Consider the following 23003-nt stretch of genomic DNA (forward strand, 5'->3'; position numbering starts at 1 on the left):
AATACTGGTTTTTTATTATTGAAATTTAAACAAAGATATTAAGGAGATAAAATGTATATTTTTGATATAGATGGAACATTGTTATATACAATTGATTCCATAGCCTATAATATAAATGAATCTTTAAAAGATTTTGGATTAGAGGGGCTTCCTAAAGAAAAGATTAGAGAGTTTGTTGGAAATGGTCCTGTTGTATTGATAAATAAGAGCCTAGATTATATAAATTTTGAAAATAATGTAGAGAAAAGACTTGAGATTCTAAATCATTACAATAAAAAGTACGATTCTAATCCATCCTACCTAACAAAACCTTATGATGGGATTGTAGATCAACTTAATAAGCTTAAAGAAAGTGGGGAGATTATTGTAGCCTTTTCTAATAAGCCAGATTCTACTTGTAAAAAGGTTATAGAAGAGATTTTTGGTAGAGGATATTTTGACTATGTTTTGGGCTATAGGGAAGATATAAAAAGAAAACCTTCGCCTGAGGGTATGTTTATAATAAAGGAAAGATTTGGTGTTGACTTTACTGATATTATTTATTTTGGGGATAGTGAAGTTGATATAGAATGTGGGAAAAATGCTGGGGTATTTACAGTAGGCTGCTCTTGGGGATTTAGGGATAAGGATTTTCTTCTAAGTTATAATCCAGACCTTCTTATAGATAGCCCAACAGAAATAAGCAAGGTAAGAAGAGTATAGTTTTTAATCTATAGTGTTAGATATTATCTGACTTAAATGATAGATCCATAAGCTTGCAAACATGATGATAAATAGGATTCTTTAATATATAGAGATTTGCATTAGACATTTTATGTATTTTATAGAATTTATTAATGCAACTGCAATGTTGTTATCTAATGGGATAAGATGTATATATAAATCATCCTTATAATCACTCTTTTATATGTTATGAGAATTAAGATGAGGAATCGATTGAGTTTTTAAATTTCTTAAAGAAATAGGATATTCTTTCTCATCAAAGCTAAGAAATAGGTATAAGAGGAGAGATTGCTTTCACTTGCAAGATTAAAATATATAGAGAAAGTCAAAAGTGTTTTCATAAAAATATAGGGAAAAGGCATTGAAATTTCAGTGCTTTTTCTTGTTTTCACTTGATTTTCTATGTTTTTTTGGTATACTTAAAGCGAATAAAGAAAGGAATATAAGATGATTGTAAGGATAGATGACAGACTTAGAGATCCTAATATCGTATCTAGTTGGGCCAATTTTTTGAAGGTTGATAAGGTAATTGTATTAAATGACAAACTCTCTAGATTAAATCTTGAAAAGAAACTAATTAGGTTAGAAATTGATAAGGGGATAAGGGTCATATTTTTAGAGCATAAAGATTTAGAAAATGCGATTTTAGAAGAAGACTCAACAAGAACACTTATTTTTGTATCTACTGTTAAAGATGTGGAAAAACTAATAAGCTTAGGTATAAAAATAGACCTAATAGCCTTAGGTCAAAAGGAATTTCAAAAAGGTCTAAAAGCTCTTTCTGAAGATTTTTATGTTGATAGAAAAGACTTGGAGTTTTTAAATGAAATGACAAAAGAAGGCAAGGATATCTTGATTCAAGAAAATCCTTATTCAAGTAAAAGAAATATTAATAATTTATTTATAATTTAAGCTAACATTACAAAAAAAGTAAGGCTAGCTTTTTTTATTTTTAATCTTCCTTTTCATCTCTTAAATTAAATTTTTTTCTCATATGCCATCTTACTATTTGAAGTAAAAGTACAAGATAAATAACTATTAGAACTATAAAAATAAATATAAGCAGATTTCTATTAAATATAAGTATATTCTTATAAAGTCTTAGGTATAAAAAACAAGGATAAATAAGTCCGAAAATTACAATACCTAGGATAATTGAAACTTTACCTGCAAACTTATTGCCATAATTCCATGTTTCTTTACTATAGCATACTTCCCAAATATGAAAACCTACTTTCATTTTTGGATAAGATGTATAAAATTTTCTAAAAAATACTCCTATATAAATTGAGAAAAATAAAAGCATAATATTTCCAACTATTAAACTCCCCAAATAATCACTCTCCTATTTTATATACATATAGTCTAGTATACTCTATTTATAAAAATGGTCTATTAATATAAGTTTTAAAAGAGTAGAATTTTCATTACTTTAACAAAAGAAAAAATAGTCTTATTATAAAATTATCTTAACTAATTTGCTTGAAATTTGCTTGTAAGTTAAGATAAAAAATTCATTACAGTAAAAATTGAAAAATTTTTACTTATTGTCTAAAATAATAATAAGGCTTTATATAATTTATAAAATTATGTTATAAGCTAAGATAAAGAGGTGATAAAATGAAAATTTTAATAACATCGGATTGGTATTATCCAGTTATAAATGGTGTGGTAAGATCCATATTAAACCTAAAAGAATATCTGGAAAATCAAGGCCATGATGTAAAAGTGCTAACCCTCTCTAATTCGACTGAAAGCTATAGAAAAGATAATATTTACTATATAGGGTCGTTGGGGGCTGGAAAAATTTATCCGGAAGCAAGAATTTCAGCCACTTTAAGAAACAAATATATAATAGAGCTTAAAAAATGGAAACCAGATATAATCCACAGTCAGTGTGAGTTCTCAACCTTTATGATGGCAGTCAGGATAGCAAAAAAGGCGTCATGCCCTTTAATTCATACCTATCACACCATATATGAAGACTACACCCACTATTTCTCACCTTCAAAAAAAGTAGGTAAAAAAGTTATCTCAGTATTCTCAAAGGCCATAGCTGATAGGACAGACTTTTTAATAGCTCCAAGTATAAAGACTGAAAAAATCTTAGAAAGATATACAATAGAAAAAGAAAAAATCGTAGTTATACCTACAGGAATCCACATGCCAGATGAACTTCTAGATAAGAAAAACTGTAGAAAGATTCATAATATAGACGAAAGTGCCAAGGTAATCCTCTATTTGGGAAGGCTTGCTGAAGAGAAAAATATAGAAGAGCTTATAAGATATTACCAAAAGCTTGATATAAAAAATTTAGAATTTATCCTAGTAGGTGGAGGTCCTTACCTAAATAATCTTAAATCATATGCTAAACAATTTGATAAAAAGATAGACTTTAAGGGTATGGTTAAGTCAGAAGAAGTAAATGAATACTATAGGATGGCAGATCTTTTTGTATCAGCAAGTAGTTCAGAAACCCAAGGACTAACCTACTATGAGGCTTTAAGTAATGGGATAGCTGCAATTTGTAGGAAAGATTTGTGCCTTAAAGAGGTAATAATAGATGGATTTAACGGATATCAATATGAAAATTTCAATGAATTTGAAAAATATGTAAAAGAAGTCCTAGGAGATGAAGACTTAAATAAAAAACTTAGCAAAAATGCAAGAGAATATGCTTTAGAGAAGTTTTCTGTGAAATCTTTTGGTAATAAGTGCGAAAAACTATATGAAAAAGCACTAGAGAAAGAAAAATAAATGAAAGTACTAATATATTTTGATGATTATGATACAGTAAAAGAATCAGGAGTAGGAAAGGCTATAGATCACCAGATAAAAGCCCTTAAGCTTGCAGATGTTGATTTTAGTCTTGATAAAAATGATGAATATGATATATGTCACATAAATACAGTTTTTCCAAAATCTGTCCTTTTTGCTGATAAGGCAAAAAAAGACGGGAAGAAAATAGTTTATCATGCTCACTCAACCAAGGAGGATTTTAAAAATTCTTTTAAGTTTTCAAATCAGATAGCTCCGATTTTTAAAAATTGGCTTGTATATTCCTATAGAAAGGGGGATATAATCCTTACTCCTACTGACTATTCAAGAAAAATACTTGAAGGATATAAGTTAGATAGAGAGATAAAAGTTGTATCAAATGGGATAGATCTTGATTTTTGGAAAAAAAAAGATGGAGATAGGGAAAATTTCTACAAAAAATATGGACTTGATAAAAATAAAAAGTCAATTATATCTGTAGGACTTTTTATATATAGAAAAGGAATCCTTGACTTTGTTGAACTTGCCAAAAGACTACCACAATATGAATTTGTTTGGTTTGGTGAACTCAATTTAAATCTTGTCCCAGAAAATATAAAAAGAGCTGTAAAGACAGATTTAAAAAACCTACACTTTCCAGGTTATGTAAAACAAGATGATTTAAGACAAGCCTACAGCGGCTCTGATCTTTATATATTTCCAACCCATGAAGAAACAGAAGGTATAGTTCTGCTTGAAGCCCTTGCTATGAAAACAGATATTTTAATTAGAGATATAGAAATATATGAAAATCTAATAGATGGTAAAGAAATATATAAGGCAAAAACGATAGATGAATTTGAAGAAAAGTCTATAAAAATCCTAGAAGCTCAACTTCCAAGCCTAAAAGAAGAAGGTTATAAAAAGGCTGAAGAAAAATCATTAAAAAAGATAGGTATTAGGCTTAAGGAAATTTATGAGGACTTGTTAGAAAGAGAATAAAATGAGAAGCATAATAAAATTTATAATTTACGCTTTAATTATAATATTATTACCAAGCCTAGTTATGATAGCTATCACAAGTATAAGTGTAAATAGCTTTATTCTACTTTTGCTAGGTCAACTTATAGTAATATTTCTTTTAGTGTCTTTTTATTTTTTATCAAGAAAAATTATAAACAAGTATGAAGAAGATACTCTAAAAATGATAGAAAATGAAAAAGATGTAGAAATATTAAAAAATATAAGAGAAAAAAGAATTTCTTATAAGTCCAAAGCAAATATAACAAAAAGAATTCTTGATATAGACTTTTCAAAAAAGGAATGTCAAAAACTCAGAAAATACTCATCTTCCTATGAGGATAATGTATTTTATTACTCAAGTCTTATTCAAAATGATAGAGAAGGCAGAGAAGAACACAAAAAAAGAAGAAACTACTTCAATAAAAGATACAAAAACAAGAACTTTGTTTTTGTAGACTTTAATGAAAATCTAAAAACGAGCATAAAATGGATTTTGATATTTTTGATTTCATCATTCATATCAATTACAAATCCTTTTAGGATAGTGGAGAATGTAGACTTGTATGCCTTGTTAATTTTACTTAATTTTGCTTTTAACCTAGCACTTGTAATAAATACTATTATATGGATAATAAGGTCTCTTAAGGCTTATTGGATAAAAGAATTAGTATGATTTTTCCTTAAAAATCTAATATTAATCTTTAATTTTGATGGTGAAAGCCATCTTTTTTTATATTTAAATTTATGTTTTATACAATGGGACTGAGGAAGCTGTGATTTTACTTGTACTCATTTTCTTTCCATAAATTGAAGAAGCAAAGTTTATTTAAGATAACTTTATAATACAAAATAAAAATTCACCTTAAAATTAAAATAAAAAGTCTTGTATTCTAGAATAAGAATTTTAAAAAACAATATCAATTTAATTAATAAATTAAAATCAAATATTAAAAATATTAATATAAAACTTTACAAAAATTAAAAAGCAGGTATACTTATCTTATAAAGGAGGCTAGCTTTGATTAATAAATGTCCTAATTGTGGTGACGACTTGGTTATCACATCATATAAATGTAATACCTGCCTTACTGAAGTAAGAGGAGAGTTTGAGATGGGTAAGTTTCAAAGGCTTGATAGTGAAGATTTGGAATTTATCGAAATTTTTTTACAAAAACGTGGAAGTATAAAAGATGTGGGTGAAATACTTGGTATTTCTTATCCAACTGTCAGAAATAGAATAGATAAAATAGTTAAAAAACTTGGTGGAAAGATTGATAAGAGAGAATCTAGGATTGAGATTTTGAATATGCTTGACAATGGAGAGATTTCTCCAGATCAAGCGAGTGAACTTTTAAAGGAGTTAAAAGATGAATGAAGAAAAGAAAATGATTTTAGATATGCTTAAAGAAGGTAAGATTACAGTTGAACAAGCTAGCGACCTACTAGAAGCTGTTGGAAAAGATAAAAATAAAAATAATGACGATAATTTTATCAACAAGCTTTCCCAATCATTTGAAAGTATTATGAAAAAAACAAGTGAAAAATTATCAAATATTGATATAGATTTTGATATTAATGATTTAAATATCCCATCAAATTTGTTTAATATTAATGCTACTGCAAAGGAAAGTCAAATAAAGATTGATGATGATATCAATGAAATTTCGCTTGATATTACAAACGGATCTTTTGAAATTGAAAGAAGCCAAGAAAGCTCAATTATAGTAGATCAAAAGGTATTTTTCAAAAATAAGGAAGATGTAGAAAAAGACTATCTTTCTATAGATGTTGTTGATGATAGACTTGAAATTAAGCTAAATGAAACTTATAAAACACTTAATGCAAGACCTGAAATAAAACTTTACTTAGGTAAGAATATCTACGATAAGCTTTATATAAATCTTGTAAATGGTGATGTTGAAATTTGTGATGTTGATTTTAGAGAAAATATAATCTCTACAACAAATGTTAAGACTACTATAATAAACTCTTCAGGAAATGTTGAAATAGATAATACAAATGGAAAGATTGAATTAAGAAATACAAATGGAAATCTTAATATAAATAATGTAAATGGACCAATATATCTTACAAATGTATCTGGAGATGTGGCAAATATTGAAGTTATAAATGGTGCTATAAGAAGTGATGGATTTAATATAGATACACTAAACGCTTCAACTAATGTGGGTAGTGTAAAATTTTCTAAGCTTGGTGATTCTAAAGATATTAAAATAAGGACCCAATTTGGCTCAGTAACAATTGATACTGAAAATGTAGATAAAGAAATCAAGGCATTCTTAAATGCTCCATCCTACCATATTTCAGAAAAGTTTAAAAATAAATTACAAAAAAATGGTGGATATGAGGTATCAACTAATCCTGAGATTGCAGATCTTGACATAGAGGTAACAACAAGATTTGGCTCAGCATCTATACAATAAGAATGTATCTTAAATAATAAGAGCTGTTGCATAATGAATTAATCTTTGTAAAATTATTGCAAGTTTCTTTTAAGACAATTTGGATTTGACAAGCCAAAAAGCTTGTTTCTCGAACTGTCTATGAGTAACTTGAATGATACAAAGAGGAACTTTATTATTATGCAACAGCTCTTTTTTTATAAAAATAAAAGGGGTTGTTGCAGAATGAATTGATTGTTTTAAAATCATTACAAGATCATCCATGACATTGTCCTCCATGTTTTGGAAGCTATTCTAAAATTGTCTATGAGTAATTTTAATGATAAAACATTAGAAATTCATAATTTTGCAACATCCCCTTCTTGCTAGTAAAGCTTAGTTTTTTAGTTATAAGCTTTTTGAATAAGCTAGCTAAAATTTGAAATATTTGATAATTTGAGGGATTTTAAAATCTAATACTTCTATTAAAGAAAAAATAAAGTTTAATTTAATAAGGAAGAGAGCCACTTATAGTTCTTAAATATTTTCTTTGAATTTTTTCTTACACCTATATAATAAAGGACTTATATTTAAACCAAAGAAAGAACTTGTAAAGTTTAGGTAAAATCTTCTATAGCCTAAAAATTTTATTTTCTAGATGTTTTTCTTAATATATTTTTCTACTCTTTTTATGATATAATATTTAAAAGGAGTTAAAATGGGATTTTTAATGTTTACGACTATTCAATTAGTCCTTTATGCAATAAATTCTATGATAAGTTTTGATAAGAAAAAGGAAAGAAATATAGCTATAATCCTTATGTTTTCAGTATTTTTAATATTTTCTGCCCTTAGGGGAACAGGGGATTCTGACTACTACAATTATCTTTATTTTGCAAGGGATATTGGTACAGATTTTTCTAAAATTTTTCAGTCTTCATATCCTGTTGAGATAGGTTTTAGGGTATTTGCCTATATTTTCAACCTTTTAGGTATATCAAGACAGGCTATAATAATACTTATGAATGTATTATCGATTGTACCAACAACCTATGTGATTATAAAAGAAAGTGATAATCCATTTTTGTCAGCCCTTATTTTTATGCCGATTTTTATCCAATTCGATATGCAGACTTCAAGGACTGCGTCGGCCATTGGACTTGGTATGATGAGTGTCTATATGATGGTTAATAAAAAGTATATAAAATCCATATTCTTTTTGCTTTTTGCCATGTCTTTTCACAAAAGTACAGTTATACTTATACCTTTCTTTCTAATCTTGCACATAGACTTCTCTCATGCTTTCAAGGTATTTGCCTTAGGCCTTAGTCTTCTTGTCTCTATCTTTAGTAAACAATTATTAGGGATTACTTCACAAATTTTAGAAAACATTGGTATGGGTAGGATGAATGCAAAGATTTTAACCTATACCTTTCAGGGAAGATTTGCAAAGGAAATGTCCTTTATAGATCCGAGGATTTTGTTTGCTATTTTCTTATTTTTAACAAGCATAATTTATTATAATAGAAATGAAATAAAGAAATTTACAATTGAAGATGCAAGCATAAAAGCTATATGGTTTTGTGCTGTTGTGCTATTGACTTTTAGATCATCAACAGCCATAGCTTTCAGGTTTTCGAACTTTTTTACGATATTCCAAATGCTTTACATACCTATGCTTTTAAAGAAAATAAAAATATATGACCAATACACATACTTTTTAGTATACTTGTCAATTTTTGTATATATCCTGCCTTATGCGGTTTTTCTTATGGTGAATGCGCCAAGCTATGGATTTTTCTTTACAAATGAACAAGCTATACTATCACTTACAAACTAGGAGGGATTATGGAAAAGATTAGATCATCCGAGATAGGAAATATAATAAAAAATAATATAAAATATGTAATAATTGTAACATTAGCCTTAGGAGTTTTTGGATTTTTTTATACTAGAAATAAGATAAAGGACTCTTATACTGCAGAAGCTGCGGTAATGGTTTCAGAAAATAAGGGAGAAGATATAACATACAACTCCTTAATGCTTAATGAAAAGATTTCAAATATTTATCAAGAATTTTTAAGCTCAAATGACCTTTATATGAAAGTTAAGGAAAATCTAGGTATAGAAGATGAAGCTGAATCTATTAAAAAGAGCCTGAAAACCAATCTAAATTCCCAAGCAGGAATTATTACTTTTGAATATAAGGCAAAAGGGGAAAAATATACAGGTGAAGTTTTACAAGCCATAATTGAACAATTTAGACAAGATATAAAAGAATATGTAGGAAAAGACAATGTTGAATATATACAAAATGTAAATATAAGAGAGGACGGTCTAGGAGAGGCTATAAAGAAAGCTGTATTTTTGGCGGTATTTGCTTTTGTTTTGTCTCTTTTAGCAGTGGTTACTAAGGAATTTTTCCAAGGAAAAGTTAAGTCTAAACTATTTTTTGATAATATAGGTATAGAAATCTTAGGAGTCATAGATGAAAAATAACAAATTAAACTATCAAAAAATCGCAATAAAGCTTGCATCGGATTCCAAAAAAACTATTGGTTTTATAAGCTTTGATGAAGTAGAAAGTTCTGATATAGTAATTAAAATTGCAAAAGAGTGTGCAAAGATTAAAAACACAGTTTATTTGAACTTTACAGATATGGATAATTATTTTATATCAGACTATACTACCATGATAAAAAAAGAAGATAATCTAGCAAGAATTGATATATCACTTACAGAAGATTCTTCAAACCTTATAAATTCAGATGAATTTAAAAAGTTGATTTTTGATTTAAAAAATAAATTTGACCTTATTTTGATAAATGAGTCAAAAGATGAGGCTATTTCTTATCTCTTATCAGCCTTTGATGATGAAAAAATTCTTATTGCTTATGAAAATAAGACTAGTAAATCAAAGGTAGTAGATGCAAAAAAAGAATTTGAAAGACTAGGCTCACCTATAATGGGGGTGGTCTACAATATTTAAGAAAATTGTCTTGAGTTTTTTTCTTATTATTTTACTATCATCTTGTAGTGATAAAAAAGAAGTCCTAGTTTTAAAGGAAAATGAACCAAAAAAAGAGTACCTGTCTAAAAATTCTCAAAAAGAATTTCAAATAGATGGGCTCTATTTGGTAAATAAGGATACCTTTATGTATGATAGAAAAGATGAGAAAAGCGTGTGGGATAAGATAAAAAAAGGATCTAGTGTAAAAGTATTATCTGAAGCTGAAGATGGCTTTATAAGAGTAGATTACTTTGGAAATGAAGCCTTTATGAAAACTGAAGATTTGGATATAGATAGCTAAGCATAAGCTTTGCTATCTATTTTTTTAAAAAAAACTTGCAAAATTTGAAGAGAGCATGTATAATATCATTGTATTAAGGAAGTAGAACAATGATACAATGATACAAAAGACGGAAGACTATAGGGAAATTATAGATGTATTATTTCCTATAATAGCGGTATCAATGGCTCTTGTATTTTATTTAATAAGTACACAAAAAGATTCTATAAGGGAAAAAAGAAAGAAGACAATTGTATGGAAGAAGGTATGGATTTGGGGATAAGAATAAGAATTCTTATAGAAACTTTAATGAAAAATATCCCTACATATTTGTTACTAGGAATGGCTTTTGGTCTTGCCATAGGAATCTTCCAAGAAAAATAGTAAAGGAGCTTTATGATGGAATTTGATAATGATAGGCCAATCTATATTCAAATACTTGAAGACTTCAAAGGAAAAATTTCAAGTGGGAAGTGGAAGGCTGGAGAAAAAATTGATTCTGTAAGAAACTTAGCAAAAGAATATGAGGTAAATCCAAACACAGTCCAAAGAGCCTTGCAAGAGCTTGAAAGAGATGGTCTTTGTCATAGTCAAAGAACGGCAGGAAGGTTTGTTACAGAAGATGAGAAGCTTATAAAATCCTTATCCAAAAATGCCTTTGAGATAATTTGTGATGATTTTATAACAAGTGCTAAAAGTTTGAAAATCGCAAAAGATGATGCCCTAGAGGGAATTAAAAATATGTGGGAGGACTAGATGTTAGAGATTAAGAATTTAAATATCAATTATGGAGGAAGACCGGTTTTGGATAATTTAAATCTAAGACTTCAAAAGGGAGAGATTGTAGGACTTTTAGGGCCAAATGGTTCAGGAAAGACTACACTTTTAAGAATTCTTGCAGGTCTTGAAAAAAATTATAGGGGTGATGTAAAAATAAATGGAGAAAATCCAAGCTATCTTACAAAGTCATTTGTATCCTACCAACCTGATCACCTTCCTTTGGACAGTGACTATTCACTAAAGAAGATATTAAAATTATATGAAAAGTTTTTTGATGATTTTTCAAAAGAAAAGTTTGAGAAAATTATAAAAGACTTTAACTTAACCATGGATATGAAAATTAAAAATATGTCCAAAGGTATGAAAGATAAGGTTCAAATAAGTCTATCTTTATCAAGAAAGTCAGATATTTACCTTCTAGATGAACCTATGAGTGGAATAGATCCTGCAAGTCGTAAGAAGATTATGGATGTTATAATAGATAATTTTGACTCTGATGGACTTATGATAATATCAACCCACCTTATAAGTCAAGTTGAAAGGTTATTAGATAAGGTAATATTCCTCTCAGATGGAAAGATTATCCTTGAAGAGAAAACTGATGAAATGAGAAATAAGTACAAAATGGGAGTAGAAGAATATTTCGAGGAGGTTTTCAATGTCTAAATTACTATCTCAACAATTAAAAGAAAATATAAAGGACATATCCTTATGGATGATAATTCCAATGCTTATGTCAATTTTATTAAATAGGATAAATACATATTTCAATTCACAAATTATTAATTTTATCCTAGTTTTGTCAATATTTGTCATGTATTCGTCCTTTGCTATAGCCATGGTTATAGTAATATTAAATGACTATAAAAGATTCTATGGTGAAAATGCGGCCTTTTATGATGTACTGCCAATAAAATCAGGAGATATTACTTTATCAAGATTTTTAACATATTTGATAATGTCTTTATTAGTAGGAGTTCTCCTTATAATAGAAATTCTTATATTTTTTGCAGTAACAACAAATATAGGTTTGGAAGCTTTAAGTGAAATGTTTGAACTTATAAAAAACGTAATAAATACATTGCCTAAATTTTCAATATTTATATCAATATTTGCTTTCATAACATCGATTATTGGAAGTCTTGTAAAATTTATTGCATCAATTACTATAGGAAGTGATAAGATATTTAAAAATTTAGGAAAGTTTGGACCGGTTCTAGTATTTATTATAATCTCTGTTGTGCTAGCTATTTTAGGAATTACAATAGGATCATTTTTTATAGTTGACTTAGATACATCACAAACAGCAACTAGAATTGTAATAGAAAATGAAGAATTGGCAATAGAGCTATCTAAAAATATAAAGGCGATAACAATGATAATGGGAATAGGAAGTGCCTTAAATCTTTTAGTGATAGGAATATTGATGTTTTTAACTAACTACTTCCACAAAAATAGGCTTACAGTAGCATAAATATTATTATAAAAGTCCGAGCTTAAAAGCTTGGGCTTTTTCTCATCTTTAGTATAATAAAAAAGAGGTGTTATATGGAAAAAGTATTATTTTTGAAAGGACAATTTGTAGAAAAAATCTGGGGTGGAAGTAGACTAAAAAAAGAATTCTCCTATGACTTTAATTCAGAAAATATAGGAGAATACTGGGCTATATCAGCAATGAAAGATTTTTCATCAATTGTAATAAATGGAGCATATAAGGGTGAAAAGCTTAACGACTTATATAAAAACAATAAAGAGCTTTTTGGAAATGAAAAAAAGGAAAAATTTCCCCTTCTCATAAAGCTAATAGATGCAAATGATGACTTATCAATCCAAGTTCATCCAGATGAGAAAATGGCAAAAAAAGAAAATTCTTATGGAAAAAGTGAGTGTTGGTATATTCTAAATGAAAATAAGGCATCTATTATTTATGGACTTAAAACAGATGATAAAAAAAGAGCCTTAAAACTAATAGATGAAAGGCGATGGGATGATCTTTTAAAAGAAGAAAACCATATAAAAGGAGACTTTTTTAGGGTTGATGCTGGCATGGTTCACGCCATAAAAAAGGGATCATTAATCCTTGAAATACAACAAGCAAGCGATATAACCTATAGACTCTATGACTATGATAGAAGAGATAAGGAAGGAAATCTTCGTGACCTTCATATAGATAAGTCAAAAGAGGCTATAAAGTGCTTAGATAGTAAAAAAATCCACGAAGACTTAGAAAAAGAAGTAGAAATTTTACTTGAAAATGAATATTTTAAGGTGAAGAAAATAAATGTCAAAGATAAGATAAATCTAAAAAGAGAAGATAAATATCAACTAGAGTCAGTAGTAAAAGGAAAAGGAGAGCTTATAATAGACGATAAAACCTATCCTATAAAGAAGGGAGATTTTTTTATCCTTACAAATTATGTTAACAATTATACATTTAAAGGAAATCTTGAAGTAGTTGAATCTTCTTCTAAATAGAAAATCAGAAAAGTAGATAAGTAAAAAGCTTATCTGCTTTTTCATACTTATCAATAATAAATAATTATATACTATTTTGGGAAAATATAAAATTGTTATATAATACTTTCTAATACCTAATAATTGGAGGTTAAAGATGAAAGAATATATATTTAGAGCTAGAAAAAATCTATTTATATACTTGCTTATTTGTTTTGTTGGAGCAAGTTTTACGGCTGGAGTTGCTTTTTTATATAAGAATCTTACTAATTATGCTTTAGATAAGGACTTTCACTTATTGATAAAGATTGCTATTTTTTGCCATACCATTTCTTATTTTGGAAGCATCTTTTGATTATTTTCCTAGAAAATATAGGTCTATATTAACAAATAATATTGTATTTTCTTTAAGAAATGATTTGATAAAAAAGGTTGATTCTAAGCCTATATCAGATGTTAATTTAACTTTTAGAAATGAATTTAAAAATAAGATGATAAATGATTTAGAGACTATTAAAGGATTTTTAAATAATATATTTGCTATTATTCTTTATTTTTTTATGTTTATAATATCTTTAATATCAGCTTTGTATATTGAAAAAACTCTTACATTAATAATGCTTATATTATCTTTTATACTATTTCTATCACCATTTATTTCTAGAAAAATATTATCTAATAAAAAGGAAAAAGAAATAGAGTCTAAGAATAAGTATTTAGATTTATTTAATGAGTTTAATACTAATACGTTCTATATAAAAATCTCAAATCTTGGAGATTTTTTTATTATAAACTTAAAAAACTAGCTTATAATTTGAAGAATCAGTCTATTATATTCGAGTCATCTCTTGCAAAGACTTATGCAACAAGTTATGGACTTGGCAATATCCTATATTCTGGAACATGGATTGTTGGAGGGATTTTTGTATATAAGGACTTAATAAATTTACCTTCGCTTATTGCCATGACAATACTTATGACAACAATAGCAGGACCTATACAGTCTGTTGCAGATACATATAGTGAAATTATTTCTGCAAAAAATATTTTTCTTGATTATATAAAATACCTTCATAGGGATAACTTTAATGAAAATGGGAAACATATAGATTATATAGATTATATAAGTTTTGATAACATAGATATCTATTATTCTGATAGACTTATAATTAAAAATCTAAATTTAGAGCTTAAAGACAATACTAAGTATCTTATATTGGGAGATAGTGGATCAGGAAAGTCCACTTTTCTTCATCTGATATTAGGACTTTTTAAGGATAAAAACAAGTATATTTATGTAAATGATTCTAGTTTAGATAAGATTAATAGAAAATCATACTATAATAAAATTTATTATATTCCTCAAGAAACTATTATATTTAATGCGTCCTTAATTGAGAATATAAGCTTATTTGATGAAAATAAGGACTATAAAAGAGCAGAAGCTATACTTGATAAAGTTGGTTTAATATATTTATTGGATGATAGAAATCTTGACATCGTAATAGATGATAGCAAACTATCAGGTGGTGAGAAAAAAAGACTTGATCTTGCTAGAGCGCTTTATAAAAATAAAGATATTCTAATAATGGATGAAGTAACATCAGGACTTGATATAAAAAATGAGAATATAATTGGAGATATTATAAAAAGAATCAAGGATAAAACTATTATTTATGTTAGCAATTCTAAAAATGAAAACTTCATACAAAGCTTTGATAAAAGTTTAAAAATAGAAAATAAAGAACTTAAATTTTTTTAAAGGGACAAAAGGGACGTTCATTTTTGTCCCTTTACCCTAAAATAAAAACTCTTACTTTATTTTAGCAAGAACTTTTTCCTATTTACTTATTTGGTCTTGTTTTTGAAACAAGGATTTTAGTCTATCATAGATTAATAAGTAAACAATTATTAAAATAAGGCAATCTGCTGCCAGGAATGAATAGTTATAGGCAAGTGCGTAAGGTAGGAATGTCTTAAATCCTGCTGCATTTGCTGTTGACATATCATAGAAGAAAAAGAAAGCACTTATTACATTCATAGCCCCGCTTATTATATATGAAAGGATAATTGATGGGACATATGAAAATTTACTTTCATTTTTTCCAAACGATATTCCGCTTAGTCCTATGGCTGCAAATGATAGAATATAATCAAGTATGGCTTGGATAGGATGGATTACATATCCTCCAAAGGTCATATTTAAAAATCCTAGGGCTGCTGCAGCTATAAATCCCTTTTTAATTCCCCATCTTATAGATAAAATTATAATAGGAAGCCTTGAAACTAAAGTTACAGAACCTCCCATAGGCATTCTAAAAACAGGTACAAGTGACAAAATAAATGATAGGGCAATAGATACTCCAGACTCTACTATAAATCTAGTATGCTTTTTTTTCATAATTTTCTCCTTTTTTCTGTTATCATTATAACATTAAATATATATGAATAAAAACATTTCTTAGATTCAATACTTTAAACTTAAGAAAACATTAGTAAAGTATAAGTATGTTTAACTAGAAGAAGCAAAATACTTGAACTTAAAGAGGGAACAAATGAAAAAAATACTTTTTATATATAATCCAATGAGTGGACAAAAAACTATCAGCTCACAGCTTGGCATGATTGTGGATTATTTTTGTAAACATGGCTATGTGCCAACAGTTTATGCTACACAAAAACAAGGGGATGCAAGATATAAAGTAAGAGAATATGCTAAGTTTTTTGATGAGATAGTTGTAAGCGGTGGAGACGGAACTTTAGATGAGGTTGTATCAGGTCTTTTAAGAAGTGATACAAATTCAATTATAGGATACATACCAACAGGTTCTACTAATGACTTTTCTAGAAGTCTTAATATTCCAACAGACATAAAGAAAGCGACAAAGCTTTCCATAAATGGTCAGATTATGGATATAGACCTAGGTAAGTTTAATTCAAAGTTTTTTACTTATGTTGCAGCATTTGGTTCCTTTGCTCAAGTTTCCTATGAGACAGAACAGTCCATGAAAAATATATTTGGAAGATTTGCTTATATACTTGAAGGGGTAAAGACAGTATCAAATCTTAAGTCCTATCATGCTAAGATTACTATAGATGAAGAAGAGTTTGAAGGTGACTTTATACATTTTATGGCAACAAATTCTGTTTCTGTAGGTGGATTTAATAACTTCTACAAAAAAAATATAGGCCTTGATGATGGAATATTTGAATCAGTTCTTGTGAAAAAACCAAATGGTCTTCTAGAGCTTAATTCTATAATTGAAGGCTTAAGATCTAATAAGGAAAATGAAAATATTATCTTTAGATCAGGTTCAAGTTTTGAGGTTGAAAGTGATGAGAAGATTGACTGGACTCTTGATGGAGATTTTGGGGGATCTTATACAAAAAGTGAAGTCAAAGTTTTAAATATGGCGGTCAAATTTAGGACAGGATTTTCAAGGGATTCTGAAAAAATTAAGGCAAATCAAGAAAAAAGATTGACAAATTAATTTGGGGATAGTATACTGTAAAATTATTTAATTTTACTATTTGACTAAAAAAGGTTATAATATAATAGAGAACCTAGGAGGTCAAAATGTTTAAAATAGGTGATAAAATAGTCTATCCTATGCATGGAGCTGGGACTATAGACTCAGTAGAAATCAAGGAATTTTTAGGTGAAGAAAAGGAGTATTTTATACTCAAAATGCCTATAGGGAACATGGATATATCTATTCCTAAATCAAATATTAATAATATGAATATCAGGGATGTTATATCAAAAAAAGAAGGGGAAGAAGTACTTGCAATTTTAAATGGAGATCCTAAAGACCTAAATTCTAATTGGAATATTAGATATAGGGAAAATCAAGAAATCCTAAAGACAGGGGATATATTTAAAATTGCAAATATGGTAAGAGATTTAGTAGCCTTGGATGATGAAAAGGGACTTTCTACAACTGAGAAGAAACTTTTAAATAGGGCAAGAAGGATTATGGCAAGCGAGCTTGTAATGGCGGGTTCTCTAGATAGAAAAGAAGCTGAAAAAATAATTGATGAATCAATTGGTCTATAATCCAAAATTAGGAGAAGATAATGTTTAATAGAATATTTCGAATTATGTTTGCAGTAATTGGAGCTATTCTAGGCATATCTGTAATAAAATTGATACTATCTGTTGTAGCGATTACAATAGATAGTTCTATTTTTTTAATTACTATAAATGTCTTGGGAGCTTTGATTTTTGCAGTATTATTTTATTTTTTATCAGGGGTAATATTTACCAAGATGGAAGATAATTTCAAAAAGTTAGAAAAGTATCTAGACCAAATGCCACCTATGACTGTGGCAATTGGGATAAGTGGACTTATAGTAGGACTTATATTAGCCTTTCTTGCAACAAGACCCTTAACCTCTTTAACATTACCAATTGTTGGTAATTCAATTTTTGTGCTATTATCTATTATTATTTATGTAGGTTTTGGTCTTTTGGGTTGGAGAATTGCTTCAAGGTATCCTGATAAGTATCCACAGCTTTTCCAAAAAGTAAAGGATGTAAAGCTTACAAAGGCAAAAAGCATCAATCAAAGCGAGATAAGTAAAGATAACCTACTTAAAGTGATAGATACTTCGGTTTTGATAGATGGAAGAATTCTTGATATAATTAAGATAAATTTCTTGGAAGGAAAACTTGTAATTCCAGAATTTGTATTAGAAGAGCTCCAACACATAGCCGATAGTCCCGATGATTTGAAAAGAGAAAGAGGAAGGCGCGGTCTTGATGTTGTAAAAGAGATTAAAAAAGATAGGGATATAAATCTTGAAATAAGCTCAGTTGACTATCCTGACATAAAGGAAGTTGATTCAAAGCTTCTAAAATATGCACAAGATACTGGAGCAAAGATTTTTACCAACGACTATAATCTAAATAAGGTTGCAGATGTTCAAGGCATAACTGTACTTAATATAAATGACTTAGCCAACGCTTTAAAAACTAAAGTTTTACCTGGAGAAAGTATGGAGATTGAAGTTATAAAAGAAGGCAAGTCAAGAAACCAAGGGGTCGGATATTTAGAAGATGGAACCATGGTTGTAGTAGAAGATGGAAAACATCTTATAGGTCAACATATAAGGACAACAGTAACAAGCGTCCTACAAACATCAGCTGGAAAGATGATATTTGTAAAGGCAAAGGAATAATATGATAGAAAATAGAAAAATTTCAGCAGTAATTACAGCAGCAGGAAATGGACTTAGGATGAAGTCTGATAGGGCAAAGCCCTATATAGAAATAGGGGGAAGAAAAATTCTTGAAATAACCCTTGATACAATAACATCCTTTGATGAATTTGATGAGATTATTGTTGTTATTAGAAAAGAAGATGAAACTTACTTAAGAGATATTATAAAAAAATACAATAAGAAGATTACCTATGTTTATGGCAAAGAAACTAGGGAACTTTCAACATACGAAGGCCTAAAGGCTGTAGGAAGTGACATAGATTTGGTCTTAACCCATGATGGGGTAAGACCTTTTGCAAGTAAAGAGCTTTTTAAAAGAGTAATGGATGAGTTGAAGTTTTATAAGGCTGTAATAAGCTCTGTAAAATCAAAGGATACAGTTAAGATTGTAGATGGTGATGGATTTGTTAAAAGTACGCCTTTAAGAAGTGAAGTCTACAATGTCCAAACACCACAAGCCTTTGATAAAAAATTGATTTTATTTCTTTATGAAAAATATATTGAAAGTGATTTTATCATAACAGATGATAGTCAGCTTTTTGAAATCTATACAGACGAAAAAATAAAGGTAGTTGAAGGTGAATATTCAAATATAAAAATGACTACCCAAGAAGACTTGGTATTTGCCAAAGCATTTTTAAAGGATTAATATGAGAATAGGTATAGGATATGATGTCCACAAATTAGTTAAGGATAGAAAATTAATACTTGGTGGGATAGAATTTGACTATGAATATGGACTTTTGGGTCATTCAGATGCAGATGTTTTAGTTCATGCTATAATGGATGCCATACTTGGAGCTATGAATCTTGCTGATATAGGCAATTTATTTCCAGATACAGATCCAAAATATAAGGATATTTACTCTATCAATTTACTCGATAGGGTGGTAGAATTAATGGAAGAAAGAAATTATAAAATTGGGAATATTGATACAGTTATAATTTGTGAGATGCCAAAGATTAGTCCAAAAAGGCTTGAAATTCAAGAAATGATAGCCAAACATTTAAAAACCGACATAGAAAATGTATCTATAAAGGCCTCAACTAGCGAAAAACTATCCTTTACAGGTCGTGGTGAAGGAATTGAGGCTAGAGCTGTAGTTTTATTAGAAAAAATAGACTAAGAAACTAGGAGGATATGAATGAGAAAACTTATTACATCAGAATCTGTAACAGAAGGTCATCCAGATAAGGTTTGCGACCAAATTTCAGATGCTATATTAGATGAATGCTTAAAGCAAGATAAAAACTCAAGGGTGGCTTGTGAGTGTGTAACTACGACAGGTCTTGTTCTTGTAGTAGGAGAGATTTCAACAGATGCTTATGCACCAATTGAACAAATTGCAAGAAATACTATAAAAGAGATAGGATATGATGATCCAAAGCTTGGTTTTGACTACCAAAATGTAGCTGTTCTAACCTCCCTTATAGAACAATCGCCTGATATTGCCCAAGGAGTTGATGACTCCCAAGACTATAAGTCAACAAATGACAAATATGATAAAATAGGGGCAGGAGATCAAGGTATGGTATTTGGATATGCTGATGATGAGACAGAAGAATATCTTCCACTTTCAGTAGTTTATGCTCAAAAACTTTCCAAAAGACTTACAGAAGTTAGAAAAGAAAAAATTCTAGATTACTTAAGACCAGATGGAAAAAGTCAAGTAACAGTAGAATATGATGATGATATTCTAAAAAGAGTTGACTCTATAGTGATTTCAACCCAACACTCGGAAGATGTAAGTCTTGATCAAATCAAAAAAGATATTAAAAAAGAAGTTATAGACTATGTAATAGAAGAAAAATACATAGATGATAATACCAAAATTTATATAAATCCAACAGGTAAATTTGTAATTGGTGGACCAAAGGGAGATTCAGGTCTAACAGGAAGAAAAATAGTAGTAGATGCTTATGGTGGTTATTCAAAAACCGGTGGTGGAGCATTTTCTGGAAAAGATGCAACTAAAGTAGACAGATCTGGAGCTTACATGGCAAGATATGCAGCCAAAAACATGGTAGCAGCAGGACTTTGCAAAAAATGTGAAATAGGAGTGTCCTACGCCATAGGAGTTGCAAAACCACTTTCTATTTATGTAGATTCTTTTGGAAGTGGAAAATATGATGATGAAAAATTAACTGAAATAGTAAAAGAAGTATTTGACTTTAGACCACAAGCTATAATAGATAAACTTGATCTACAAAGACCGATCTTTAAAAAGACTGCAGCCTATGGTCACTTTGGTAGAGATGATAGTGACTTTACTTGGGAGAAACTTGACCAAGTTGAAGAACTTAAAAAGAAGTAGGTAGTATATGTCACGTTTTAGAAAAAATGTAGCCATAGACTTAGGGACGGCATCAGTTTTAGTTTATGTTGAAGATAAGGGAGTGTGCCTAGAAGAACCTTCAGTAATAGCTAAAGATATTCTAAGCGGAAAAATCCTTTCGGTAGGAATTGGAGCAAAGAAGGTCTTGGGAAGAACTCCAGGAAATGTAATTGCACTTAAACCACTAAAAAATGGGGTAATAGCTGATTTTAATGCTACAGAAGAAATGCTTAAATATTTTCTTAAAAAAGCCTTAGATAAGTCTTTCTTTAAGCCCAATCTTTTGATATGTGTACCAAGCAAGGCAACTCAAATTGAAAAAAGAGCAGTTCTTCAAGCAGCAGAGAATGCAGGAGCTCATAGGGTTTACCTCATAGATGAGCCACTTGCAGCAGCCCTTGGAGCTGACATAGACATAGCCGATGAAAAGGGGAATATGGTAATAGATATAGGTGGGGGAACGACTGATATAGCAGTTGTTTCTCTTGGTCAAATTGTAACAAGTGATTCCATAGAAATATCAGGGGATACCTTTGATAAGAACATAAAAGACTATATAAGAAATAGGTATAGGATGCTTATTGGAGAATCTAGTGCAGAAGAAATAAAAATAAAAGCTCAAGGAGCTGAAATTAGAGACTCCATTGAAGTTAGGGGAAGGCTAATGGATGATGGCCTACCTTCAAAAATATTTATACCAGTAGAAGAAATCTATGGGGCTTTACTTCCATCGATTGATAAAATAATAAATGGGGTAAAGAAAGTATTGGAAGTAACTCCGCCTGAACTTGCAGCAGACCTTTATGAAAGGGGAATATTCTTGACAGGTGGTGGAGCTTTAACTTTGGGACTTAGCCAAAGAATAAAAGAAAGACTCCAAATCGATGTTAGAATCGCTAAAAATCCACAAGAATGTGTAATAATAGGGACGGCCAATGCCCTAACCTGGATTGATAATATCGATGAAGAAAAGAATGAGTCAATGAAAGCCAAGCAAAAACAGCTTGAGAAAAAGGAAAAATTAAGGAGAAGGTAATGACTAAAAAATTAGTATTTGTAAGACATGGACAAAGTGAATGGAATCTTGCCAACAAATTTACAGGTTGGGTAGATGTAGATCTTTCAGAAAAAGGTGTAGAAGAGGCAAAAGAAGCAGGAAGAAAAATAAAAGAAGCAGAAATCAAATTTGATATAGCTTATACATCAATTCTTAAAAGAGCTATTAAAACCTGTAATTATACTCTTGAATACTCAGACCAACTTTTTGTACCACAAGTTAAATCTTGGAGACTAAATGAACGTCACTACGGAGCCCTTCAAGGCTTAAATAAAAAAGAAACTGCTGAAAAATATGGTAATGAACAAGTACACATTTGGAGAAGATCATATGATACACTTCCACCAGCACTCTCAGATGAAGATGCTAAGGCACAAGCAGCTGAAGATAGGTTTAAAGATTTCCCACAAGAAATCATTCCAGTAGCAGAAAACTTAAAAGTAACACTTGAAAGATGCTTACCTTTTTACACAGACTTTATTGCAAAAGACCTTTTAGAAGGAAAAACAGTTCTAGTTGCAGCTCATGGAAATAGCCTAAGAGCTATGGCAAAACATCTTGAAAATATATCAGATGATGACATAATGGACTTAGAAATTCCAACAGGTCAACCTTTAGTATATGAATTAGATGATGAACTTAAAGTGGTTAAAAAATATTATCTATAAACTTAAATCATAGACTTCAAAGCCTACGCTTTGAGGTCTTTTTTTGTCCATAAAAAATTATAAAGTATTAGACAAATTAAAAGATAGAGTCCGTATAATGGTGTAAAAAGAAAAGGTCATTTGAAACCCAAACTAGTACAATGTTTTTAACAATCCAAAACTAAACTAGGAGGAACAAATGACCCAATTACATTTTACAATTAATCAAGAAGAAATACAAAATTTAATTAATGAATCTGTAGATAATAAAATTGCCAAATCTATCTTAACAAAAGTTTTTAATGAACTTA

General features: G+C 29.2%; 29 protein-coding genes. 27 read left to right on the plus strand and 2 right to left on the minus strand.

Annotated features, from left to right (window positions below):
• The first annotated feature begins 51 nt into the window (after nt 1-51).
• Both HV819_RS09470 and HV819_RS09475 read left to right on the plus strand, forming a co-directional pair.
• Entirely contained in the window at nt 52-702 is a 651-nt protein-coding gene (locus HV819_RS09470) for an HAD family hydrolase (RefSeq protein ID WP_176270063.1), read from the plus strand.
• A gap of 468 nt (nt 703-1170) precedes the next feature.
• Complete coding sequence (locus HV819_RS09475; protein WP_176270064.1) at nt 1171-1635, plus strand: PTS sugar transporter subunit IIB; 465 nt, start codon at nt 1171-1173, stop codon at nt 1633-1635.
• Nucleotides 1636-1675: 40 nt separating this feature from the next.
• Here HV819_RS09475 and HV819_RS09480 read toward each other — a convergent pair whose 3' ends face one another.
• Nucleotides 1676-2056, minus strand: a complete 381-nt coding sequence (locus HV819_RS09480) for an SdpI family protein (protein ID WP_154541995.1) — start codon at nt 2054-2056, stop codon at nt 1676-1678.
• Between the two features lie 287 nt (nt 2057-2343).
• Here HV819_RS09480 and HV819_RS09485 point away from each other — a divergent pair, with 287 nt between their 5' ends.
• From HV819_RS09485 to HV819_RS09555, 17 genes are all read left to right on the plus strand, one after another.
• Entirely contained in the window at nt 2344-3480 is a 1137-nt protein-coding gene (locus HV819_RS09485) for a glycosyltransferase (protein ID WP_176270065.1), read from the plus strand.
• Nucleotides 3481-4482 (plus strand): glycosyltransferase family 4 protein, encoded by a 1002-nt coding sequence (locus HV819_RS09490; RefSeq protein ID WP_176270066.1) that lies wholly within the window; start codon nt 3481-3483, stop codon nt 4480-4482. It begins immediately after the preceding gene.
• Between the two features lies 1 nt (nt 4483).
• Nucleotides 4484-5176 carry a hypothetical protein gene (locus HV819_RS09495; RefSeq protein ID WP_176270067.1) on the plus strand — a complete coding sequence of 231 codons (693 nt, stop codon included), beginning with the start codon at nt 4484-4486 and terminating at the stop codon, nt 5174-5176.
• A gap of 345 nt (nt 5177-5521) precedes the next feature.
• Complete coding sequence (locus tag HV819_RS09500) at nt 5522-5878, plus strand: DUF2089 domain-containing protein (protein ID WP_154542003.1); 357 nt, start codon at nt 5522-5524, stop codon at nt 5876-5878.
• Complete coding sequence (locus HV819_RS09505; RefSeq protein ID WP_154542005.1) at nt 5871-6947, plus strand: SHOCT-like domain-containing protein; 1077 nt, start codon at nt 5871-5873, stop codon at nt 6945-6947. The genes HV819_RS09500 and HV819_RS09505 overlap by 8 nt, the downstream gene beginning before the upstream one ends.
• Nucleotides 6948-7623: 676 nt before the next feature.
• Complete coding sequence (locus tag HV819_RS09510) at nt 7624-8745, plus strand: EpsG family protein (RefSeq protein ID WP_176270068.1); 1122 nt, start codon at nt 7624-7626, stop codon at nt 8743-8745.
• A gap of 8 nt (nt 8746-8753) precedes the next feature.
• Nucleotides 8754-9404, plus strand: coding sequence for a YveK family protein (locus HV819_RS09515; RefSeq protein ID WP_176270069.1), 651 nt, complete (start codon nt 8754-8756; stop codon nt 9402-9404).
• The gene (locus tag HV819_RS09520) at nt 9394-9894 is read left to right on the plus strand and encodes a P-loop NTPase family protein (protein ID WP_154542011.1); all 501 of its coding nucleotides are present in this window, start codon (nt 9394-9396) and stop codon (nt 9892-9894) included. Before HV819_RS09515 ends, HV819_RS09520 begins: the two co-directional genes overlap by 11 nt.
• Before the next feature lie 10 nt (nt 9895-9904).
• Nucleotides 9905-10216: a hypothetical protein gene (locus HV819_RS09525; protein WP_176270070.1), complete on the plus strand. Its 312-nt coding sequence runs from the start codon at nt 9905-9907 to the stop codon at nt 10214-10216.
• 234 nt (nt 10217-10450) lie between these two features.
• Nucleotides 10451-10579, plus strand: a complete 129-nt coding sequence (locus tag HV819_RS11755) for a hypothetical protein (protein WP_268234531.1) — start codon at nt 10451-10453, stop codon at nt 10577-10579.
• 15 nt (nt 10580-10594) lie between these two features.
• Nucleotides 10595-10951, plus strand: coding sequence for a GntR family transcriptional regulator (locus HV819_RS09530; protein ID WP_176270078.1), 357 nt, complete (start codon nt 10595-10597; stop codon nt 10949-10951).
• Nucleotides 10952-11641 (plus strand): ABC transporter ATP-binding protein, encoded by a 690-nt coding sequence (locus HV819_RS09535; RefSeq protein WP_154542015.1) that lies wholly within the window; start codon nt 10952-10954, stop codon nt 11639-11641.
• Entirely contained in the window at nt 11634-12449 is an 816-nt protein-coding gene (locus HV819_RS09540) for a hypothetical protein (RefSeq protein ID WP_154542017.1), read from the plus strand. The genes HV819_RS09535 and HV819_RS09540 overlap by 8 nt, the downstream gene beginning before the upstream one ends.
• A 74-nt stretch (nt 12450-12523) precedes the next feature.
• On the plus strand, nt 12524-13450 hold the full coding sequence (locus HV819_RS09545; RefSeq protein WP_176270071.1) for a type I phosphomannose isomerase catalytic subunit: 927 nt from the start codon (nt 12524-12526) through the stop codon (nt 13448-13450).
• A 136-nt stretch (nt 13451-13586) separates the two neighbouring features.
• The gene (locus tag HV819_RS09550) at nt 13587-13784 is read left to right on the plus strand and encodes a hypothetical protein (RefSeq protein ID WP_176270072.1); all 198 of its coding nucleotides are present in this window, start codon (nt 13587-13589) and stop codon (nt 13782-13784) included.
• A gap of 64 nt (nt 13785-13848) precedes the next feature.
• Nucleotides 13849-14235: an ABC transporter transmembrane domain-containing protein gene (locus tag HV819_RS11650; RefSeq protein ID WP_235942782.1), complete on the plus strand. Its 387-nt coding sequence runs from the start codon at nt 13849-13851 to the stop codon at nt 14233-14235.
• An 8-nt stretch (nt 14236-14243) separates the two neighbouring features.
• Nucleotides 14244-15191, plus strand: a complete 948-nt coding sequence (locus tag HV819_RS09555) for an ATP-binding cassette domain-containing protein (RefSeq protein ID WP_235942783.1) — start codon at nt 14244-14246, stop codon at nt 15189-15191.
• A gap of 78 nt (nt 15192-15269) precedes the next feature.
• On the opposite strand, the gene HV819_RS09560 is transcribed toward HV819_RS09555, so the two are convergent.
• A complete protein-coding gene (locus HV819_RS09560; protein ID WP_176270073.1) occupies nt 15270-15830 on the minus strand; it encodes an energy-coupled thiamine transporter ThiT in 561 nt (186 codons plus the stop codon).
• Nucleotides 15831-15984: 154 nt separating this feature from the next.
• Here HV819_RS09560 and HV819_RS09565 point away from each other — a divergent pair, with 154 nt between their 5' ends.
• The 8 genes from HV819_RS09565 to gpmA all read left to right on the plus strand — a co-directional run bounded on the left by HV819_RS09565 (nt 15985) and on the right by gpmA (nt 22713).
• Nucleotides 15985-16920 carry a diacylglycerol/lipid kinase family protein gene (locus tag HV819_RS09565; RefSeq protein WP_176270074.1) on the plus strand — a complete coding sequence of 312 codons (936 nt, stop codon included), beginning with the start codon at nt 15985-15987 and terminating at the stop codon, nt 16918-16920.
• 86 nt (nt 16921-17006) lie between these two features.
• Entirely contained in the window at nt 17007-17486 is a 480-nt protein-coding gene (locus HV819_RS09570; RefSeq protein WP_154542027.1) for a CarD family transcriptional regulator, read from the plus strand.
• Between the two features lie 20 nt (nt 17487-17506).
• Nucleotides 17507-18610 (plus strand): PIN/TRAM domain-containing protein, encoded by a 1104-nt coding sequence (locus HV819_RS09575; RefSeq protein ID WP_176270075.1) that lies wholly within the window; start codon nt 17507-17509, stop codon nt 18608-18610.
• Between the two features lies 1 nt (nt 18611).
• Nucleotides 18612-19301 carry a 2-C-methyl-D-erythritol 4-phosphate cytidylyltransferase gene (gene ispD, locus HV819_RS09580; RefSeq protein ID WP_154542031.1) on the plus strand — a complete coding sequence of 230 codons (690 nt, stop codon included), beginning with the start codon at nt 18612-18614 and terminating at the stop codon, nt 19299-19301.
• A gap of 1 nt (nt 19302) precedes the next feature.
• A complete protein-coding gene (gene ispF / locus HV819_RS09585) occupies nt 19303-19779 on the plus strand; it encodes a 2-C-methyl-D-erythritol 2,4-cyclodiphosphate synthase (RefSeq protein WP_154542033.1) in 477 nt (158 codons plus the stop codon).
• Nucleotides 19780-19797: 18 nt separating this feature from the next.
• Nucleotides 19798-20967 carry a methionine adenosyltransferase gene (gene metK, locus HV819_RS09590; protein WP_154542035.1) on the plus strand — a complete coding sequence of 390 codons (1170 nt, stop codon included), beginning with the start codon at nt 19798-19800 and terminating at the stop codon, nt 20965-20967.
• 7 nt (nt 20968-20974) lie between these two features.
• Nucleotides 20975-22024: a rod shape-determining protein gene (gene mreB / locus HV819_RS09595; RefSeq protein ID WP_154542037.1), complete on the plus strand. Its 1050-nt coding sequence runs from the start codon at nt 20975-20977 to the stop codon at nt 22022-22024.
• The gene (gene gpmA / locus HV819_RS09600; RefSeq protein ID WP_176270076.1) at nt 22024-22713 is read left to right on the plus strand and encodes a 2,3-diphosphoglycerate-dependent phosphoglycerate mutase; all 690 of its coding nucleotides are present in this window, start codon (nt 22024-22026) and stop codon (nt 22711-22713) included. Before mreB ends, gpmA begins: the two co-directional genes overlap by 1 nt.
• Nucleotides 22714-23003 lie beyond the last annotated feature (290 nt).

Source organism: Anaerococcus faecalis (assembly GCF_013371425.1).
GTDB lineage: Bacteria > Bacillota > Clostridia > Tissierellales > Peptoniphilaceae > Anaerococcus > Anaerococcus porci.

Bases quoted from the DNA above. Each gene is read 5' to 3' on its own strand.
- HV819_RS09470 (WP_176270063.1), top strand. From the start codon at position 52: ATGTATATTTTTGATATAGATGGAACATTGTTATATACAATTGATTCC.
- HV819_RS09475 (WP_176270064.1), top strand. From the start codon at position 1,171: ATGATTGTAAGGATAGATGACAGACTTAGAGATCCTAATATCGTATCT.
- HV819_RS09485 (WP_176270065.1), top strand. From the start codon at position 2,344: ATGAAAATTTTAATAACATCGGATTGGTATTATCCAGTTATAAATGGT.
- HV819_RS09490 (WP_176270066.1), top strand. From the start codon at position 3,481: ATGAAAGTACTAATATATTTTGATGATTATGATACAGTAAAAGAATCA.
- HV819_RS09495 (WP_176270067.1), top strand. From the start codon at position 4,484: ATGAGAAGCATAATAAAATTTATAATTTACGCTTTAATTATAATATTA.
- HV819_RS09505 (WP_154542005.1), top strand. From the start codon at position 5,871: ATGAATGAAGAAAAGAAAATGATTTTAGATATGCTTAAAGAAGGTAAG.
- HV819_RS09510 (WP_176270068.1), top strand. From the start codon at position 7,624: ATGGGATTTTTAATGTTTACGACTATTCAATTAGTCCTTTATGCAATA.
- HV819_RS09515 (WP_176270069.1), top strand. From the start codon at position 8,754: ATGGAAAAGATTAGATCATCCGAGATAGGAAATATAATAAAAAATAAT.
- HV819_RS09520 (WP_154542011.1), top strand. From the start codon at position 9,394: ATGAAAAATAACAAATTAAACTATCAAAAAATCGCAATAAAGCTTGCA.
- HV819_RS11755 (WP_268234531.1), top strand. From the start codon at position 10,451: ATGGAAGAAGGTATGGATTTGGGGATAAGAATAAGAATTCTTATAGAA.
- HV819_RS09530 (WP_176270078.1), top strand. From the start codon at position 10,595: ATGGAATTTGATAATGATAGGCCAATCTATATTCAAATACTTGAAGAC.
- HV819_RS09535 (WP_154542015.1), top strand. From the start codon at position 10,952: ATGTTAGAGATTAAGAATTTAAATATCAATTATGGAGGAAGACCGGTT.
- HV819_RS09540 (WP_154542017.1), top strand. From the start codon at position 11,634: ATGTCTAAATTACTATCTCAACAATTAAAAGAAAATATAAAGGACATA.
- HV819_RS09545 (WP_176270071.1), top strand. From the start codon at position 12,524: ATGGAAAAAGTATTATTTTTGAAAGGACAATTTGTAGAAAAAATCTGG.
- HV819_RS09550 (WP_176270072.1), top strand. From the start codon at position 13,587: ATGAAAGAATATATATTTAGAGCTAGAAAAAATCTATTTATATACTTG.
- HV819_RS09560 (WP_176270073.1), bottom strand. From the start codon at position 15,830: ATGAAAAAAAAGCATACTAGATTTATAGTAGAGTCTGGAGTATCTATT.
- HV819_RS09565 (WP_176270074.1), top strand. From the start codon at position 15,985: ATGAAAAAAATACTTTTTATATATAATCCAATGAGTGGACAAAAAACT.
- HV819_RS09570 (WP_154542027.1), top strand. From the start codon at position 17,007: ATGTTTAAAATAGGTGATAAAATAGTCTATCCTATGCATGGAGCTGGG.
- HV819_RS09575 (WP_176270075.1), top strand. From the start codon at position 17,507: ATGTTTAATAGAATATTTCGAATTATGTTTGCAGTAATTGGAGCTATT.
- ispD (WP_154542031.1), top strand. From the start codon at position 18,612: ATGATAGAAAATAGAAAAATTTCAGCAGTAATTACAGCAGCAGGAAAT.
- ispF (WP_154542033.1), top strand. From the start codon at position 19,303: ATGAGAATAGGTATAGGATATGATGTCCACAAATTAGTTAAGGATAGA.
- metK (WP_154542035.1), top strand. From the start codon at position 19,798: ATGAGAAAACTTATTACATCAGAATCTGTAACAGAAGGTCATCCAGAT.
- mreB (WP_154542037.1), top strand. From the start codon at position 20,975: ATGTCACGTTTTAGAAAAAATGTAGCCATAGACTTAGGGACGGCATCA.
- gpmA (WP_176270076.1), top strand. From the start codon at position 22,024: ATGACTAAAAAATTAGTATTTGTAAGACATGGACAAAGTGAATGGAAT.